This window comes from Lentibacillus kimchii (assembly GCF_042666895.1).
Classification (GTDB): Bacteria; Bacillota; Bacilli; order Bacillales; family Amphibacillaceae; genus Lentibacillus; species Lentibacillus kimchii.
This window is the reverse complement of record NZ_JBHTGR010000001.1, coordinates 1-15,994: the sequence shown is the minus strand read 5'-3', so window position 1 is coordinate 15,994 and position 15,994 is coordinate 1. Positions and strand designations below refer to the sequence as shown.

Here is a 15,994-nt window from a genome sequence, read left to right as displayed (position 1 = left end):
CTTCCTTTCTATCTGTGCTCCAGCCTATGCACGTTGAAAGAAAGCGGTGAAAACATCCATTTTGAATTGAACGCGAACTGCGGAAATGCACTGAATCGTTGTTATGAACGAAATAAAAATAGCCCTCTGTCGCAGAAGGACTATTTTTTAAATTCCGGTTCCGTAACATAATGTGAGCGGCATTGAACCAAATCAGGCTGTTTTTAATAACATTCTGGGCTGTTTATGAAATAGAAGAAAAACGACTGCTGCACTGATGACCAATGACGGAATGATATACGATATATTATAGAGCAATGAATAGACCCAGACAGATTGACCTTCCACAGCTGAATTAAAGAAGGCAACCCCAGCCGCAAAGTGAGCCAAAAACCGCAGTGAACTGCCCAAAATCACCCCAAGTGTTATATACGTAAGATAAACAGTTGTTTGCCCCGATTGAATAGCTTTTTGCACCTGCTTGGCAAAGATTCCAGCAAATCCAATTACCGTAAAGGCAAGGGCATAGTCAATGAAACCCTGAAGCGGGGTCAAGACGTAACCAGTCCCAGCCGCAACCTGCAAAATCCCCCACAAAAATCCTGACAAGAGCCCGCCTTTAAGACCCCAGCGAAATGCAAGTATAAATACAGGAATCATCGCCAATGAAATGGATCCGCCCTGTGCCCAGATTTTAAATGATAGAAACGGAATGACATCCAGCAACAAGGCCAGAGCTGTAAAGACAGCCACCTCAATTAAAAACAATGTGCGGTTTGAACGCATCGAACTCCTCCCCTTTTTGCCGGCAGCCTGTGCCGCCTGAATATGTTAAAAAACACAAAAAAAGCAATGCCAAGGGGAAGCTTTCTGATGGGAAAACTCCGCTCACATTGCTGCTGATCCATCAAAAAAGCCGCCATCCCTGCGCTAGTACTAACTAACAGGTTCGAAGGGTAAGAACTAACTCGTTCACTCTCAGCCAAAGGCTCCCCTTGAAGGCTTCTAACCTATGCTTTTTTTGCTGAATATATTATATCATACACCACACTAATTACAAGACTGTTCTGAATTCGGGGGGGTTCTATTATGATTTGTGCTTGGTATCTCTGCGGGGCGTCTGACTATATCCCTGCTGTCGTTGTAGGGGTATAATACCGTTTGTGATTTTACTGACTATAGCCATAAATATAAGTCCCGCTGCTGCGATTATGATCATGACAGCAAAAAATTGGATTATGAAGGCACCTATGCTGCTGGAAACAGCTGCTGTTATATAGCGACTGCCATAAAACAGCGTAACACCAGCAATGCTGATAATGACAATGAATGTCAGAACCGTCCCTGCCAATTGCCCCAACCGAAGTTTTTTCCAAGTATCTTTATATTTAAATGCGGCATAAATTAAATAAACAATTACAACCAGTGAAACAAATATTATTCGCGTCATTACCATCAGCTCCTGTCATTTAATGAACCGGTGTGTGTGCTTCCACCGCCCGTTTGAGTGCCTGCAGAATATAGCCGATCCCGCCGTAGTTCGCGAGCGGAAAGACCCTTGGCATACCATCAGGAAATGTTCCGTTTATCACAGGCTTGTATTTTTGACCTGTCAGCACCACAAGCCTGTCAAATTGTTTCAGCTGTTTTTCGTCTGCCTGGCATATTAATTGCGCATACGAGACAATCTCATCACTGTTTTGGTTAAACGTCACATCATACGGACCATCAACGATATCGTCCGCAAATAAAAACCCGTGTTTAGCTGACAGAATCACCCATTGATCAGTAAACATTTCTGCATATTGCCGCGTGCGTTTGTGCAGTGTACCGGTATAAGCATTTTTTGCGGGCACAGCCCCCATTTCCGGATGATTGTCCCAAATCTTTTTCCGGCCACATGGAATAATACTTAATTCCTTCATCTCGTTTCACTCCTATTTACATAAGTATAGCATGTTAACCAGAGCTGCAAAAGACAAATCGTTTTATAACGCTTGATTGCAATTGTTTGACCTTCAGAACTAACAATTCTATACTCGATGGGAGAAAGTAATAAATAGAAAGTACTTAAGATTGCTTTTCTGTTTGATTGCTTATTTACAAGGAATGACATTGTACAGTTATGATTTAAAAGGAGGAACCACATTGGCTTTGAATGTTGCACAAAAACTGATCAAAGATCACGTCGTTTCGGGCGACATGAATGCCGGGTCAGAAATTGGTCTGCAAATCGATCAGACACTGACCCAGGACGCCACAGGAACCATGGTCATGCTTGAACTTGAAGCGATGGGCCTGGACTATGCCAAAACCGAAGCTTCAGCACAGTATGTTGATCATAATCTAATCCAGGAAGATAATAAAAACCCTGATGACCATCTGTTCTTAGAAAGTTCTGCCCAGCGCTTTGGTCTTCACTTTTCAAGACCCGGAAATGGGGTTAGCCATCCTGTTCACATGCAGCGTCTCGCCGTACCTGGCAAGACTTTGCTCGGCTCGGACAGTCACACATGTGCTAACGGCTCAATGGGCATGCTTGCCATGGGTGCAGGCGGTATTGATGTGGCCATGGCCATCGCAGGTGAACCATTCCATATCACGATGCCTCAAGTTATGGGCGTTAAACTCACAGGTGACTTGCCTGACTGGGTAAGTGCGAAAGATGTGATCCTGGAAATGCTCAGACGCCATGATGTTAAAGGCGGCGTCGGAAAAATTATTGAGTACTATGGACCAGGACTTGATCATTTATCAGCCATGGATCGCCATGTCATTGCCAATATGGGAGCAGAACTGGGCGCTACAGCAACTGTTTTCCCATCGGATGACGAAGTTAAAAACTTCCTCGAACACCAGGGCCGCGGTGATGACTGGGTTGAAGTGACAGCCGACGAAGATGCTGCCTATGATATCTATGAAGAGATCAATCTGTCTGAGCTTGAACCTTTAGTTGCCCAGCCATCCAGTCCGGGCAAAGTTGTTCCAGCCAAAGAGATTGCAGGCACGCCGATCTATCAGTCCTACATTGGGTCGTCAGCCAATCCAGGATACCGCGATTTCGCTGTAGCAGCCGAGACTGTTAAAGGCCGTAAGATTGTTAATGGTGTGTCACTCGACATTAATCCGACATCCAGACAAATGCTTACCGACCTTGTAAGCAATATGCATATTGCCAATCTGCTGCAGGCTGGATCCCGATTGCATCAGGCAGGCTGCAATGGCTGTATCGGAATGGGGCAGGCACCTGCATCCGGACGAAACAGCTTACGGACAACACCACGTAACTTCCCAGGCAGATCCGGCACAAAAGAAGACAGTGTTTACTTATCCAGTCCGGAAACAGCTGCAGCATCTGCACTAACAGGTGAAATAACGGATCCGCGGACATTGGATATGCCTTATCCGAAAGTCAAAGATCCGGCTGAAACCAATAATGTGGATGACAGTTTACTGGAAAAACCGCTGCCACGGGAGGATGCTCAGAAAGTTGAACTGGTTAAAGGACCAAATATTGCCTCCATCCCAGCTATGGACAGTATGCCTGACAAACTCGAACTGCCTATAATGCTTAAAGTCGGCGACAATATTTCGACCGACGAAATTCTGGCCGGCGGTGCCCGCGTCCTGCCATATCGCAGTAACCTGCCGGAAATCGCCAAATTTACGTATGAAAATGTTGATTCAACATATGTTGACAGAGCTATGGAAGTCCGCGAAGAAACCGGGCATGCCATTGTTGGCGGATTTAACTATGGTCAAGGCTCAAGCCGTGAGCATGCCGCGCTCGCACCAAGATATCTCGGTCTGCGTGCCGTCCTTGTTAAAGATTATGCCCGTATACACTGGCAAAATCTGGTTAACTTTGGAATTCTGCCACTTCAATTCACTAACGAAGCTGATTACGACAAGCTTGAGCAAGGAGATGTTCTCCAGCTTAATGATTTGCGAAATCAAATTCAGAATAACGACCAGATCAACGTAACACTGGCTAATCAGGGTGAGGAAGTTACTGCTGAACATAACCTATCCGAACGCCAGCGTGAAATTATCCTGGCCGGCGGCTTGATCAATTGGATCAAACAAAAACAAGATGCTTAAACAAGAGAAGCCTATCTGTGTTGAAACAGATAGGCTTTTTCATGTATTAAATAGTTGCTTTGCCGTTTTATTAATTTATAACGTGCTTCAACGCCGCAACGGTTTCATGTTACCATAAACATAATGGAAGACTTCAGCCAAACAGCCAGCATAATTAGTATCAGAGCGGGGGTTAGCATATGATTATTTACTATGACAGCTACTGTAAACTGTGCTCACATTCGTCTGTCATTTGGAAGAAAATGGACCGAAGACAGCGACTACATTTTTCGTCTTTTCGAAATCTTGATCATTATCCAAAAGAGATGGAACAAAAACTGCATGTCTATAACCGAGGCAAGTGGTTTAAAGGGTATGATGCCATCATTGCCATAAGCAAAAAATTGCCGCTTCTATGGTTGAGTGTTCCCATATTGACCGTACTTAAATGGATCGGGTTGGGTGACTTCGTTTATAACACCATCGCTAAACACCGACAAATGGTACCAGTGAACCAATGTGATGCGGACGGATGCCAAATAAAATCCTGAGGGGAGAATGCTTCAAAGCCCTGCTATCATGACTTAGAACTTAAAACAACAACGTTCATATGTCCATCCGCTGCGGAAGCCTGCAGTAAAACCGGCTTTTTACGCCGATTAATAAATGAGAAGTCAGGGCCGTTCCAGCTAATTGTGGCATCACGGCCTGACGGTACATACGGAACACTGCGGCTATGAGAATAACGCTCCTTAATCTCTATCCCCTTTAAGTCAACAGCATTATATAATGTCGATGAAACCTGACAAATACCGCCGCCAATACCCTCAGACAACTCCCCTTTAATAATAACCGGAGCCTGTTTGTATCCTTTTTCTTTCGTACGTTTACCGACCACATTATTAAAGGAAAAACGCTCACCAGGAAACACAACCTGATTATTAATCGCTTCAGCAGCCAGTTCAATATTGCGTGAACGTTTCCTGTTCTCCGGCTTAAAATCTGTTGTATAATGACCGATCTCCTCTTCGCGAATGTCAGCAAGCAATTCACTGTCCACTCGAGGATAAACAGCCCTTACAGGTGTTTCAATTCTATTCTCGCCTTCTTCGTAAAAGTATTCCTGGAATAGTTGCTGAAATGTTCGCCGGTCTAATGCCTCACCAGGCTTTTCCTTAATAATATGACCGTCATCATCCAGCTTCGCGTTAATCGGATCTTCATATAATTTTTCATTCAGGATATCCATTTGCAGTTCCAGTTTTGGCTGATCAATCAATAAGCGATCAGCATAGCGCAGTTCAAAATCCTCCTTAACCAGTTCGTCCACAACTTGATTGTTGTCAATTACCGTAAATGGAACAGCTGTCAATAAAAAAGACAAGATAATGGTTGTCATTCTAACCACCTCCTGTCCGGTAGCATTTGATACTTAATTAAAAACATAACACCATAACATTAATAAAATCGTTCAATGCATTAGCTAAACGACGTAAATAACAAAAATAACAATGACCAACACTAGTGTAACCCCATAAATAGCCAACTGTAATGGAATATTATGCTTAAGTGAAGAGGATTCATATTCACGGGATCGCGCCAGTTCATTTTCTGCGGTATCACCCTTATCTTCCAATTTATTCATTTTATTTTCTTCCTGTCTAAAAACATACAACGTCCCGCCCAATGCCGCAATAAATAAAACTGCCAAGAGACTTATCAAGCCAACAATCATAACATCTCCCCCTTTGTAAGTCTATTCCACGAATGAAAAATGAATGACATCGCTGCTAATTATGGATATATAAAAACAACCACCCCGTTATGCAGCAGGATGGTTGTGATAGTTATGGTTAGTTACTAACGGAAGTCTCGCGTATCTTCAAGCACGCGTGTGGCTGCTGTGTAGCCCGCAACCGTTGCCAATACCAGTAGTAGTCCATATAAGATTCCATTTTTCATAATAGTCCCTCCTCACTGAATTACCACATGCGCAGTTTGCCTTTTTTCAAGACGAGCTTCGGTCCGCCAAGCAGGAACAGATAACGGTTATCAATGACCTTTTTCATCGATACAGCTGGCTTACTATATAATTTATTGTCGTTAAATACCGTTCCCATAGCATCTGTTTCACCCAGGGATGCAACAGTTCCTTTATCATCAAAGATAAATTTCTTCAATGGCTGATGTCTAAGCAGTGCTTTCAGATTATCTGAGCACGTATCTGCGTGCTGCATAGCTGCCTGAGCAGTTGGCGGGAATGGTTTTCCTGCTTCTTCATCCATTACCCATGCACAGTCACCGAGGATGAAAATATTCTCTTGTCCTGGTGCACGCATATCGCCATTAACCGTTACTTTACCTTTGGTTAATTCAAATCCGGATTTCGAGAGAACCGAGCTTCCGGTTACGCCGCCTGTCCAGACAATGGTGCCAGCTTTAATTTCTTCCATATCGTCACCTTCGCCGATAACAAAACTATTCTTCTTGCACTCAGAAATTTTGGCACCTTCCCGGAATTCAACACCGCGGTCTCCCAGAGATTTCTTAGCATAAGCAACTAGTTTATCATCAAAACCAGGCAATACACGCGGCGCAGCCTCTACGTTGACAATTCGCGCTTTATTCTGATCAATATCATATTTCTTGCATAGTTCAGGAATTTTTTCAGCCAGCTCACCAACAAGCTCAATACCTGTAAATCCGCCGCCGCCGACAAGAACAGTCAGATCTTCATCTTTCGGATTAGGATCTGTGCTGTATTTAGCAAATTGGTATTCAATCTGTTCGCGGATCATACGGCTGGAATCCATATCTGTTATGGAAAAAGCATTTTTCTCCATACCTTTAATACCAAATGTGTTGGTTTCAAATCCAAGCGAAATGACGAGGTAGTCATATGTAACCTCACTGTTTGCCAAAACAACACGATTCTCATCTTTTTTCACTTCAACAACGTCATCATAAATCAGATTGACTCGTGACGGATTGATTACATCACTAATCATAATACGAGCCTGGTTCTGATTTATCGTTCCGGCAGCAACTTCATGAAGCCATGTTGTCTGAAAATGATAATTATGCTTATTAACAAGTACAATTTCTGCTTCTTCTGGACTCAGCTTCTGTGTGAGCCGTTTTGTTGTCATCATACCGGCGTAACCAGCACCGAGAACGACGATCTTTGGCTTACTCATATACATCCACCTTTCTTAATGGCAAGTGCTTCGGTTAAAGCCTATTTTTCATTGCACTAGTATGATAACAAAATCAGCCGATTTAGGCTAGCAATTCAATCTTAAAAGATCTCTTTTGTCAAGCACTGCTGCAGCCGTTAAAATGAATATAGTAAATGTGAGGTGACTTATGCCATCGTTTGTTATCCAGCCATCAGACGAAGCTGTTCAGACATTAGCCGCATCTGATGCTCAAATGCAGAAACTTATCACGGTCATCGGAAAAGTTGTTGTCCCGATGCGCCCAGACTATTTCCGGTCATTGGCCCGCTCAATTACCGGGCAGCAGATATCGGTCAAGGCTGCCGAAACCATTTTCAGCCGTTTGGAAAAACGTGTTGAGGGTCATATGACACCTGAGATGATCTGTCAGGTTTCTGATGACCAATTGCGTGCAACTGGTTTATCCGGTCAGAAGACGCGTTACCTGCGTGACCTTGCTGCAAAGATTCAAGACGGCACAATTGACTTTACACATCTGCATGCTTTAACGAATCAAGCCGTCATTAAACAGCTGACAGCGATTAAAGGCATTGGCAAATGGACAGCTGAAATGTTTTTAATCTTCTCGCTGGGACGCATGAATGTGCTGGCCACTGACGATGTTGGTCTTCAGCGCGGAGCTAAATGGCTGTATGATACTGATGAATCAACGCGCAAACAAATTTTGCTTGATAAACAAAAGGTCTGGACACCGCATTTGACCATAGCATCCTTCTATCTATGGAAAATTGTCGATTTAGGCTACGATAAAGCATACCTTTCAATTGAAGACATAACCTAGAGTTCAAAACTAAGCGACTCAATCCGCCCAGTCACCCATTTTGGCGTGCGTACATGCCTGATGTGACATTAACGTTCTCGGCACGACGTAATCCCTCTGGCTGATCTGCTTTTCAGTACGTCCAATCCCCTCCATTTGACGACAAAGTACAATTTATAGAAAAAATTTGAATTACCCATACATATTTTAGTAATGCTTGCGGCATAGTAACAACAGAGCGTTATACAGCTCGAAAATTTTATTGGAGGTTGATACACATGGCACAACAAAATCAACAACTACAGCAGGCTGTTCAACAGGCTGAACAGGCTCAGCAGGCTGTCCAGCAGGCACAATCAAGTGCAGATCCGCAACAGCTGCAGCAAGCACAACAGCAAGTTCAGCAGGCTGAACAGCAGCTGCAAAATGCCCAACAGCAATCTGGCGCACAGCAACAGCAGCAGGATCAGCAGCAAGTTCAGCAAGCTCAGCAGCAGCTGCAGCAGGCGCGTCAGCAAGTGCAGTCCGCTCAGCAAAACAACAGCAATCAATAATGATTCCGGCCTGCAGCCGTCATTAAAAAGGGGTCCACACAATGTGGGCTCCTTTTAATTGCGGTGAGCTATAATGTCAATAATGTTATCCTCAATTTCTGGTCCATCTTCTTCATCAAGCAAGTTATTCAAGAGTATTGAGAAAATCAATTTTTCGCCTTGAATGGTCTCCATATATCCTGAAAGTGTGCTCACCCCGTCAATGGTTCCGGTCTTAGCCCGGACTGTCCGCTCAGTCATGCGATTCTGCAGTGTGCCGCCTATCAGCCGTTCAGACGCACCGGCTTTGGGCAATGCATTCAAATACGTCTTAAACCATGCCTTCTCCTGCACGTTGTACAGCAATTCGGTGATGTCATTAGCCGGCAGCAGATTCATATGGGAAATGCCCGACCCGTCCCGGATCATTAAAGAAGAAGTGTCCACACCTAAGCCGGCTATTTCCGTTGTCAGCACATCCAGTCCTTCTTCCCAGCTGCCTTCATCATGAACTGTTTTCCCCAGTTCTTTAACAAGCATTTCAGCATGCGTATTGTTGCTTAATTTCATAAATGGATTAAGCAACTCACTTAGCGGCATGGACTTGTCCGTATACAAAACAGCAGCTTCTTCCGGGGCCTGGCCAGTTGTTATACGCCCTGTCCACGTTATCCCTTCATTTTTCAATGACTGACGGAATAAATCAAGAGCATAGCCTGTTGGGTCCCAGACAGCGATCCATTCTTTAACACCTTCTGACCCGGCTGGTATCATGCCCTTGACGTGAATGGTGTTCCCACCGTGTTCGCGCTCAACCGTCAGTGTTTCATTACCAGCTGCTGTTATTGTTTTCGCATCATTTGTTACCTGAACATGAGACGTCTCGGGTTTTACTGTGACATCTGGCTTCTCACCGGATTGACCAGGATGCACGTCAACCGTGACACTGCCAGCGTTATAGTCCGCGTCAGGCGAAGCAGTCAAAGCGGATATTTGGGCACCGTAGTACCACTGTTCATCACTCCAAATGAGATCATGTGACAGTCGTTTGCTGTCGTACCATGTATCATCTGCTGCAACGTCACCATCAATGACGTTTATGCCATTTTCTTTCACCTTTTGAGCCAATGCGGCAAAATCTTCAGCCAGGAGCGTTGGGTCTCCCTTACCCTTCAGATAGAGATTACCATTCAGTCTTTCACCTGAGATAGAACCATCTGTTAAGAGCTGTGTCGACACTTTATAATCTTTCCCTAACGCAGACAGCGCCGCAGCGGCCGTTAACAATTTCAAATTGGAAGCCGGGCGCAGACGAATATCCCCCATATGATCATATAGTTTTTCACCTGAGACAGCATCACGAATACTTATCCCTGTAATGGTACCCTTAAGCTTGGCTTCATGGTTAATATAGTGCTCAAGGTTTTGAACCATGGCGGTTGATTTCCCTCCCTCTTCTGCTAATTCGGCTGTTGACCTAACAGTTGTTGATTCAAGTCCCAAAACAACGACACATAAAATAAGTATTCCAAAACTAAGACGTTTAGTCGTCATACATGCGTCACTCCAAAAAAACGGCCTTTTGTTCTACCAATTCATTATAAACAGTGCAAACGCCTGTCTAATTTTCAATGATAGACTTGTTGCTTCTGTTTTATACATGAATACTTAAACACTACGATGTCACACAAAAAATCCCCCTGCCACCACAAGGCGCAGAGGGTACAATTTTTACAGCATTTTGGAAATCGTTGAGCTATCCACTTTTCCTTTTTTATCGGTCAATGTTTTAACAATCTTGTCTTCAGTACTTTTTGATACTTGTTTATTAGCTACTTGTGCCACTTGTTTAATAAGACGCCTGACATTTTGTTCTTCTGATAAGTCGGTGCTGTTTACCGACTGGGCAAGCTGCTTAATATCATCGCTTTTAACACCGGTTTTCTTTTCAACTTGTTTAAGCATGTCATCCATTCGAGTCCACCTCCTTAGAGCATTATAGAATTATTCTATGAAACTTCTGTACAGGAGGAAAGGCGTATATAGGTGCCATCGGAGAAATGTGCTGATGTCCCAGCATACGAAATCTAAGGATATAAAAACGCCATTTGGGCAAGGAGCAGTTGCCGCGAGACCGCCAACTGCATCACAGCGGTCTCTATAACCAGTGCGTTTATTTCAATCTAAGCGAAAGCAGTGACGATACTTCCTGAAATCCGAGTTCTTCATATAAAGATTTTATAGAATTTCCAGCGAAGACATTGAGCATCACAGTGTCAAAATCCGCTTCCTGCAAATGTGCAAGTGCTGCACGGCATAAATCTTCAGCAATACCCTGCCCCCGGTAATGCGACAGGACATACAATTCCGGTATCATACCTGCTGGTTTATCCTGATAATGATCAATTGTGCTTCCCACAGCAATCCATCCCATGAGCACGTCCTGCTCTGCATACACCAGGTAATAGCCGCCCTGTTTTAAAAATGGTTCGACCATTTGAAAAGCCTTTTCGTCTGTCGGCGGGATATGACCCATGCTGGCCTCTTGTAATACATGCAGGGCGTACGCCATAATTTCCTCAAGTTCACGCTGATTGGCTTTGCGTATAGTCATCTGTTAACACCTCTCTCCCAGCATTAATCAGCGCTTAGTAAATTTCGTTATTAATGGACTGATCTGACCATATAATTGACCGACTTGCTGAGCAACCGTCGTGATTTTATCAATATCCATATTGCCGTCCTGATCTTGAAATTGCTTGAGTATCAATTGCGTTGTTGAGGGTTTTGAAGGGTATGGTACTGGCGGTTCAGGCTTATGCATTGCTCCGTGCGGCATTGGGACCGGTGGACCTGGCCTTCCTGAGTTGATCATTCGAACACCTCCCCATTAACTATTTGTAATAGTCTATTCAGCTGGCAGCAAAAATGAAAAGGTTAAACACCTAACACGTGAGAACTGAGTATTATGTATGTTTCATAACGGCTTGATCCCGCATACCATACTCTTATAGGATAAAAAAGGTTAGGAGTATGCATATGAGTGTCATCCGAACAGACAGGTGGCTTACAGCTCAGCACAGGCCAGTTAAACTTTGCAGAAAACTGACACCATACTTCCAGGAAACTGTTTCATCAGACCATATCCATCAGCACTTGAGTTTGCACGGTATGTATAGGAAACCACTTAAAGATAACGACAATTTCATCAAATCCCTGCAGAAACGTGATATTTGGCGAATTGTAGGACAGGAAGAAAAACAATTGCGAGAAGCGTGGGATGGACCAACTGTTCCAATCTTTATCCTGCCTGCTGATCCTGGCAATTGCAAACTGCGACATGAACTCAACGGCAAATCGGGGCTCAGTTTTCCTGATAAGGTCTTTTTATTTGTTTCCGAGCATAATACAAAAGATGAAATCAGAGCACTGTTTACTCATGAATACAATCATGTCTGCCGCTTGGCTAAATACAACAAACAAGAAACCGATTATTTACTTCTGGATACAGTCGTTTTGGAAGGACTGGCTGAGAACGCTGTGCGTGAAAGACTCGGCAGCTATTACAACGCGGACTGGACATCCTACTACTCAAAAAAGAGACTGGAACACATATGTAAACACTTGATTTTACCAAATCGGAATGTGCCCAAATCGAGTCCAAAACATGAACAGATTCTTTACGGCCTTGGACCCCTGCCGAATATGGCCGGTTATGGCGCCGGCTATTATCTTGTCCACCAATATATGATCGCCAATGACTTATCATCGCAGGATTTGCTCACAATTAAACCAGAAGACATTATTCATAAAACAGACGATGCAACTTAGCATCGTCTGTTTTGCATGTCACAGCTAAAAGAAGGGCAATAAAGCTAACGTGCCAATCGCCCCTAAGGCAATACCAAAACCGAATCCAGAGTTGGAACCATATCCATAGCCTGGACCGTAATTTGGTCCATAATTCGGACCATAGTTTGGACCATAATTTGGGCCATAACCAGGACCATAATAACCGCCATACCCAAAGCCGCCTAACCCCCTCTGTGAGCGAAGAGGCTGTAAATATACACGATGACGATCAACATCATGAATAAATCCACAATGAACATAACCGTCATGTGTCGAAATCCTGACTGGTCTGCCTTTATGCCGGCAGCAAAGATCATAATAATGATTAACAGACATTATGTCACCTCCAAATCCATTTGAGACTTACAGCATTATATGAGGGATACTGCTATTCAGTAAGGGCTATCACATTAAATGGCTAAAAGGCATCACATCGCTTATATATAAGCCCATTTCACATAAACCGGGCTAACAACCCATGTCATTGCAGGCTAAACAGCATACATTATTAACAAATGGTTATGGAGGTGTTTTAGCAATGAATGAATTTGGAGGCGGAGCAGGCTACGGCGGAGGTTTCGCCTTAATTGTTGTTTTGTTTATTCTGCTGATTATTGTAGGTACTGCATTCGTTGGCTATTAATGCCAACAGTATAAAAATTAACTACCTTTAAGGAGGAGTTTCATATGGCATTTGGTAATGTTCCTGGATATGGTTACGGCGGTGCTGGCTATGGCGGTGGCTACGGCTACGGTGGCGGCTACGGTTATGGCGGCTCTGGACAGTGTGGATGCGGTAATTCTGGACACTATGCAGGCGGTGGCTATGGCTACGGCGGTGGCTACGGCTGCGGCGGCGGATGCAGTGTTACCGTTCCAGGATACTGCACTTGTGTACCCCTAGGCGGCTATGGCGGTGGCTATGGCTACGGTGGCGGCTTTGGTTATGGCGGCGGCTACGGTGGCTATGGCGGTAGCTATGGTGGCGGCTATGGCGGCGGCAGCTACGGCCGTGGTTCCGGCGGCAGTTTTGCCCTGATCGTCGTCTTATTTATCCTGCTAATCATCGTAGGCGCTGCATGGTTTTAATTAAGTAATCTAAAAAAATCGGGCTGCCGAAATAACGGCAGTCCGATTTTTTGTGTTAATTAAATCACTGTTAGTTTCATAAAAAATTAACGCATGTTGGCATTCTGACCATGAATCTGCCTGACAATTTCCTTCTCTTTCTTCGGCGGGTGAAGGAACAGTGCTAAAATGAACGCAATCAACGCAAGAATCGTACTGCCCATGAATGCCCATTCAAAACCATTAACTTGTGCCATTCTCCCGAGTAATTCCTCTGGCACATTAGCTTCCGGTACAAACCTTTGCGATCCCATGGCGACGAGTGTAATAAGAACAGCCGTACCAATTGACGCAGAAATCTGCTGCATCGTGTTAGCTAAAGCCGATCCATGTGAGTACCATCTTGGCGGAAGCTGGTTCAAAGCTGACGTCATAACTGGCATCAGCACAAACGATAAACCAAACATACGGATGGCATAAATCGTTGATAAGTAGGCAAATGTCGTATCCAGCGACAACCGGGTAAACATAAACGTTGTCACGGTCACAATACCAAGTCCAATTAATGCAAGCCATTTCGCACCATATTTATCAAACAGACGGCCGGTAATCGGAGACATTAGACCGATAACAGCCGCACCCGGCAGCAGCATCAAACCAGATTTAAGCGGTGAGAAATTTAAAACGTTCTGCATGAATAACGGCATCAATGTTTCAGCACCAATTAAAGACACGAGAACAGTCATTGTAATAACAATCGCCAGCGTAAAAACTCTGAATTTAAATACCCGGAATTCTAACATAGGTGTTTCCAGAACAAGCTGCCTCCAGACAAATAAAACAATGATCGCAACGCCAATAATGATAGCACTGATAACAATAGGACTCCCCCATCCCTTATCTGAAGCCGTGCTGAACCCATATAAGAATGAGCCGAATCCGATTGACGACAAAATAATTGATAGCACATCGATTTTTGGCTTCCGCAGATCGGTTACGTTTCGCAAAAATAAAGCCGCAACTGTAATGGTTACAGCAACAATCGGCAGAACTGTTATAAACAGCGAGCGCCAAGTAAAATGGTCCAAAAGCCAGCCTGATAGTGTTGGGCCAATAGCTGGGCCAAATGCAATCACAATACCAATCATGCCCATGGCCGTACCACGCCGTTCAACTGAAATAACTGCCAGCAGGACTGTCATCAACAACGGCAGCATGATTCCGGAACCTGCTGCTTGTACGACACGTCCTAACAGCAGAACTGAAAATACAGGAGCAACTGCTGAAATAGCGGTGCCTAAACCAAATAGGCCAATAGCCGTTAAGAATAAACCTCTCGTAGTAAACCGATCAATTAAAAACGCTGAAACAGGTATCATGATGCCATTCGCCATTAAAAAGGCCGTTGTCATCCATTGTACCTTTCCCTGTGAGATTGAAAAAGCGTCCTGAATCGATGGAAGTGCCGTTGCCAATAATGTTTCATTAATGATCCCCATAAAAGCACCAGTCAGTAAAGCAGCAATCATTAATGCCTTTTGTTTTCCCGGCAAATCCCACGATATTCCTGTATCACTCATATAAATACTCCTTTCTGCATCACAAATGACCCTATTATCAAGGACAGCTAAAAAACATATGAAGTCTATCGCCGTCTTTAACATTGAATCTATATTTTTATGGTGCTTTGTATTATTAATTTCAACCAAATGATTTTAACATTGCAGTATTTTTAAAACAACTAATTAATATACAATAAACTAAAAAAATTTCGAACTGTTTATTACGAAAGTATCGTTCATATTCGGAGAACGGGCAGACCTGCTTCAGTTATACATTCTTTAATAAACATGGACTTCGTTCACACAATCAGTCAGTCCATGAATAGTATATTAGTGTCCTTTCCTAGGAGGTGAATGGGAATGAATGCAGAATGCGAAGGATATGGCGGCGGATTTTCCTTGATCGTTGTCTTGTTCATCCTTCTTATTATTGTTGGCACCGCCTACGTTGGTGGTGGCCTTGGCTGGAGCTACGGCAGCTATTACTAAGACGCCAGCAAGACATCTTTGACTGGATTAAGTGGCTGCCCATTTATTCAGACTTTTTTAAATACAAAGTGTGTGCTTCACCTGTTGCAAAATAAAAAACTGGAGCAACTAAATGCTCCAGTTTTTTATTGCCTGGCAGCGTCCTACTCTTGCAGGGGTCAAACCCCAACTACCATCGGCGCTGGAGAGCTTAACTGCTGTGTTCGGCATGGAAACAGGTGTGTCCTCTCCGCTATCGCCACCAGACCTTATGCTGTTCTTTTATTCTAATGAAGCACAGAAACCATTATAAGCATTTTTAATTCAAAATGCAAGAGGTTTTTTAAACCTTTGCACCCTGAAAACTAAATAAGAGAACCATCAAGCTGCATCCTGTTAGTTAAGTCCTCGATCGATTAGTATCCGTCAGCTTCACGTGTCGCCACGCTTCCA

General features: G+C 43.9%; 19 protein-coding genes, 1 rRNA gene, 1 pseudogene and 1 riboswitch. Of the genes and pseudogenes, 8 read left to right on the top strand and 13 right to left on the bottom strand.

Going from position 1 to position 15,994, the window contains the following annotated elements; genetic code table 11:
* Window positions 1–192 precede the first annotated feature (192 nt).
* From thiT to ACFQU8_RS00095, 3 genes are all read right to left on the bottom strand, one after another.
* Entirely contained in the window at window positions 193–765 is a 573-nt protein-coding gene (thiT, locus tag ACFQU8_RS00105; protein WP_382357119.1) for an energy-coupled thiamine transporter ThiT, read from the bottom strand.
* A gap of 119 nt (window positions 766–884) precedes the next feature.
* A riboswitch (TPP riboswitch) is annotated at window positions 885–985 on the bottom strand.
* A gap of 81 nt (window positions 986–1,066) precedes the next feature.
* Window positions 1,067–1,429: a hypothetical protein gene (locus ACFQU8_RS00100; RefSeq protein ID WP_382357118.1), complete on the bottom strand. Its 363-nt coding sequence runs from the start codon at window positions 1,427–1,429 to the stop codon at window positions 1,067–1,069.
* A gap of 19 nt (window positions 1,430–1,448) precedes the next feature.
* Window positions 1,449–1,904 (bottom strand): DUF6884 domain-containing protein, encoded by a 456-nt coding sequence (locus tag ACFQU8_RS00095; RefSeq protein ID WP_382357117.1) that lies wholly within the window; start codon window positions 1,902–1,904, stop codon window positions 1,449–1,451.
* A 223-nt stretch (window positions 1,905–2,127) separates the two neighbouring features.
* On the opposite strand from ACFQU8_RS00095, the gene ACFQU8_RS00090 reads away from it, so the two are divergent.
* Both ACFQU8_RS00090 and ACFQU8_RS00085 read left to right on the top strand, forming a co-directional pair.
* A complete protein-coding gene (locus ACFQU8_RS00090; protein WP_382357116.1) occupies window positions 2,128–4,080 on the top strand; it encodes an aconitate hydratase in 1,953 nt (650 codons plus the stop codon).
* Window positions 4,081–4,259: 179 nt separating this feature from the next.
* Window positions 4,260–4,610, top strand: a complete 351-nt coding sequence (locus ACFQU8_RS00085; RefSeq protein WP_382357115.1) for a thiol-disulfide oxidoreductase DCC family protein — start codon at window positions 4,260–4,262, stop codon at window positions 4,608–4,610.
* Window positions 4,611–4,636: 26 nt separating this feature from the next.
* Here ACFQU8_RS00085 and ACFQU8_RS00080 read toward each other — a convergent pair whose 3' ends face one another.
* The 3 genes from ACFQU8_RS00080 to ACFQU8_RS00070 all read right to left on the bottom strand — a co-directional run bounded on the left by ACFQU8_RS00080 (window position 4,637) and on the right by ACFQU8_RS00070 (window position 7,256).
* On the bottom strand, window positions 4,637–5,458 hold the full coding sequence (locus ACFQU8_RS00080; protein ID WP_382357114.1) for a VanW family protein: 822 nt from the start codon (window positions 5,456–5,458) through the stop codon (window positions 4,637–4,639).
* A gap of 84 nt (window positions 5,459–5,542) precedes the next feature.
* On the bottom strand, window positions 5,543–5,794 hold the full coding sequence (locus ACFQU8_RS00075) for a hypothetical protein (RefSeq protein ID WP_382357113.1): 252 nt from the start codon (window positions 5,792–5,794) through the stop codon (window positions 5,543–5,545).
* A gap of 247 nt (window positions 5,795–6,041) precedes the next feature.
* A complete protein-coding gene (locus tag ACFQU8_RS00070) occupies window positions 6,042–7,256 on the bottom strand; it encodes an NAD(P)/FAD-dependent oxidoreductase (RefSeq protein ID WP_382357112.1) in 1,215 nt (404 codons plus the stop codon).
* Window positions 7,257–7,425: 169 nt separating this feature from the next.
* On the opposite strand from ACFQU8_RS00070, the gene ACFQU8_RS00065 reads away from it, so the two are divergent.
* Complete coding sequence (locus ACFQU8_RS00065) at window positions 7,426–8,079, top strand: DNA-3-methyladenine glycosylase family protein (protein ID WP_382357111.1); 654 nt, start codon at window positions 7,426–7,428, stop codon at window positions 8,077–8,079.
* A gap of 257 nt (window positions 8,080–8,336) precedes the next feature.
* Window positions 8,337–8,612 (top strand): hypothetical protein, encoded by a 276-nt coding sequence (locus ACFQU8_RS00060; RefSeq protein WP_382357110.1) that lies wholly within the window; start codon window positions 8,337–8,339, stop codon window positions 8,610–8,612.
* Between the two features lie 54 nt (window positions 8,613–8,666).
* Here ACFQU8_RS00060 and dacB read toward each other — a convergent pair whose 3' ends face one another.
* From dacB to ACFQU8_RS00040, 4 genes are all read right to left on the bottom strand, one after another.
* Window positions 8,667–10,145 carry a D-alanyl-D-alanine carboxypeptidase/D-alanyl-D-alanine endopeptidase gene (dacB, locus tag ACFQU8_RS00055; protein ID WP_382357109.1) on the bottom strand — a complete coding sequence of 493 codons (1,479 nt, stop codon included), beginning with the start codon at window positions 10,143–10,145 and terminating at the stop codon, window positions 8,667–8,669.
* Between the two features lie 177 nt (window positions 10,146–10,322).
* Window positions 10,323–10,565 (bottom strand): stage VI sporulation protein F, encoded by a 243-nt coding sequence (locus ACFQU8_RS00050; RefSeq protein ID WP_382357108.1) that lies wholly within the window; start codon window positions 10,563–10,565, stop codon window positions 10,323–10,325.
* Between the two features lie 199 nt (window positions 10,566–10,764).
* The gene (locus tag ACFQU8_RS00045; protein ID WP_382357107.1) at window positions 10,765–11,205 is read right to left on the bottom strand and encodes a GNAT family N-acetyltransferase; all 441 of its coding nucleotides are present in this window, start codon (window positions 11,203–11,205) and stop codon (window positions 10,765–10,767) included.
* A gap of 27 nt (window positions 11,206–11,232) precedes the next feature.
* Entirely contained in the window at window positions 11,233–11,466 is a 234-nt protein-coding gene (locus tag ACFQU8_RS00040) for a YppG family protein (RefSeq protein ID WP_382357106.1), read from the bottom strand.
* 164 nt (window positions 11,467–11,630) lie between these two features.
* Between ACFQU8_RS00040 and ACFQU8_RS00035 the strand changes: the two genes are divergently transcribed.
* Entirely contained in the window at window positions 11,631–12,422 is a 792-nt protein-coding gene (locus tag ACFQU8_RS00035; RefSeq protein ID WP_382357105.1) for a DUF2268 domain-containing protein, read from the top strand.
* A 24-nt stretch (window positions 12,423–12,446) separates the two neighbouring features.
* Here the strand turns inward: ACFQU8_RS00035 and ACFQU8_RS00030 are convergent, their stop codons facing one another.
* Window positions 12,447–12,779 carry a hypothetical protein gene (locus ACFQU8_RS00030; protein WP_382357104.1) on the bottom strand — a complete coding sequence of 111 codons (333 nt, stop codon included), beginning with the start codon at window positions 12,777–12,779 and terminating at the stop codon, window positions 12,447–12,449.
* A 202-nt stretch (window positions 12,780–12,981) separates the two neighbouring features.
* On the opposite strand from ACFQU8_RS00030, the gene ACFQU8_RS00025 reads away from it, so the two are divergent.
* Window positions 12,982–13,086 carry a YjcZ family sporulation protein gene (locus tag ACFQU8_RS00025; RefSeq protein ID WP_382357103.1) on the top strand — a complete coding sequence of 35 codons (105 nt, stop codon included), beginning with the start codon at window positions 12,982–12,984 and terminating at the stop codon, window positions 13,084–13,086.
* A gap of 272 nt (window positions 13,087–13,358) precedes the next feature.
* Window positions 13,359–13,532, top strand: a pseudogene (gene yjcZ / locus ACFQU8_RS00020) (sporulation protein YjcZ); the annotation flags it as partial.
* An 86-nt stretch (window positions 13,533–13,618) separates the two neighbouring features.
* Here the strand turns inward: yjcZ and ACFQU8_RS00015 are convergent.
* Complete coding sequence (locus ACFQU8_RS00015; RefSeq protein WP_382357102.1) at window positions 13,619–15,091, bottom strand: MDR family MFS transporter; 1,473 nt, start codon at window positions 15,089–15,091, stop codon at window positions 13,619–13,621.
* Between the two features lie 336 nt (window positions 15,092–15,427).
* Here ACFQU8_RS00015 and ACFQU8_RS00010 point away from each other — a divergent pair, with 336 nt between their 5' ends.
* Window positions 15,428–15,562: a YjcZ family sporulation protein gene (locus tag ACFQU8_RS00010; RefSeq protein WP_382357101.1), complete on the top strand. Its 135-nt coding sequence runs from the start codon at window positions 15,428–15,430 to the stop codon at window positions 15,560–15,562.
* Window positions 15,563–15,692: 130 nt separating this feature from the next.
* Here the strand turns inward: ACFQU8_RS00010 and rrf are convergent.
* A 5S ribosomal RNA gene (rrf, locus tag ACFQU8_RS00005) occupies window positions 15,693–15,808 on the bottom strand.
* Between the last annotated feature and the right edge of the window lie 186 nt (window positions 15,809–15,994).

Excerpts from the sequence above, each read along its gene's own strand:
- thiT (WP_382357119.1), bottom strand. The coding sequence starts at position 765 with ATGCGTTCAAACCGCACATTGTTTTTAATTGAGGTGGCTGTCTTTACA.
- ACFQU8_RS00100 (WP_382357118.1), bottom strand. The coding sequence starts at position 1,429 with ATGACGCGAATAATATTTGTTTCACTGGTTGTAATTGTTTATTTAATT.
- ACFQU8_RS00095 (WP_382357117.1), bottom strand. The coding sequence starts at position 1,904 with ATGAAGGAATTAAGTATTATTCCATGTGGCCGGAAAAAGATTTGGGAC.
- ACFQU8_RS00085 (WP_382357115.1), top strand. The coding sequence starts at position 4,260 with ATGATTATTTACTATGACAGCTACTGTAAACTGTGCTCACATTCGTCT.
- ACFQU8_RS00080 (WP_382357114.1), bottom strand. The coding sequence starts at position 5,458 with ATGACAACCATTATCTTGTCTTTTTTATTGACAGCTGTTCCATTTACG.
- ACFQU8_RS00075 (WP_382357113.1), bottom strand. The coding sequence starts at position 5,794 with ATGATTGTTGGCTTGATAAGTCTCTTGGCAGTTTTATTTATTGCGGCA.
- ACFQU8_RS00070 (WP_382357112.1), bottom strand. The coding sequence starts at position 7,256 with ATGAGTAAGCCAAAGATCGTCGTTCTCGGTGCTGGTTACGCCGGTATG.
- ACFQU8_RS00065 (WP_382357111.1), top strand. The coding sequence starts at position 7,426 with ATGCCATCGTTTGTTATCCAGCCATCAGACGAAGCTGTTCAGACATTA.
- ACFQU8_RS00060 (WP_382357110.1), top strand. The coding sequence starts at position 8,337 with ATGGCACAACAAAATCAACAACTACAGCAGGCTGTTCAACAGGCTGAA.
- dacB (WP_382357109.1), bottom strand. The coding sequence starts at position 10,145 with ATGACGACTAAACGTCTTAGTTTTGGAATACTTATTTTATGTGTCGTT.
- ACFQU8_RS00050 (WP_382357108.1), bottom strand. The coding sequence starts at position 10,565 with ATGGATGACATGCTTAAACAAGTTGAAAAGAAAACCGGTGTTAAAAGC.
- ACFQU8_RS00045 (WP_382357107.1), bottom strand. The coding sequence starts at position 11,205 with ATGACTATACGCAAAGCCAATCAGCGTGAACTTGAGGAAATTATGGCG.
- ACFQU8_RS00040 (WP_382357106.1), bottom strand. The coding sequence starts at position 11,466 with ATGATCAACTCAGGAAGGCCAGGTCCACCGGTCCCAATGCCGCACGGA.
- ACFQU8_RS00035 (WP_382357105.1), top strand. The coding sequence starts at position 11,631 with ATGAGTGTCATCCGAACAGACAGGTGGCTTACAGCTCAGCACAGGCCA.
- ACFQU8_RS00030 (WP_382357104.1), bottom strand. The coding sequence starts at position 12,779 with ATGTCTGTTAATCATTATTATGATCTTTGCTGCCGGCATAAAGGCAGA.
- ACFQU8_RS00025 (WP_382357103.1), top strand. The coding sequence starts at position 12,982 with ATGAATGAATTTGGAGGCGGAGCAGGCTACGGCGGAGGTTTCGCCTTA.
- ACFQU8_RS00015 (WP_382357102.1), bottom strand. The coding sequence starts at position 15,091 with ATGAGTGATACAGGAATATCGTGGGATTTGCCGGGAAAACAAAAGGCA.
- ACFQU8_RS00010 (WP_382357101.1), top strand. The coding sequence starts at position 15,428 with ATGGGAATGAATGCAGAATGCGAAGGATATGGCGGCGGATTTTCCTTG.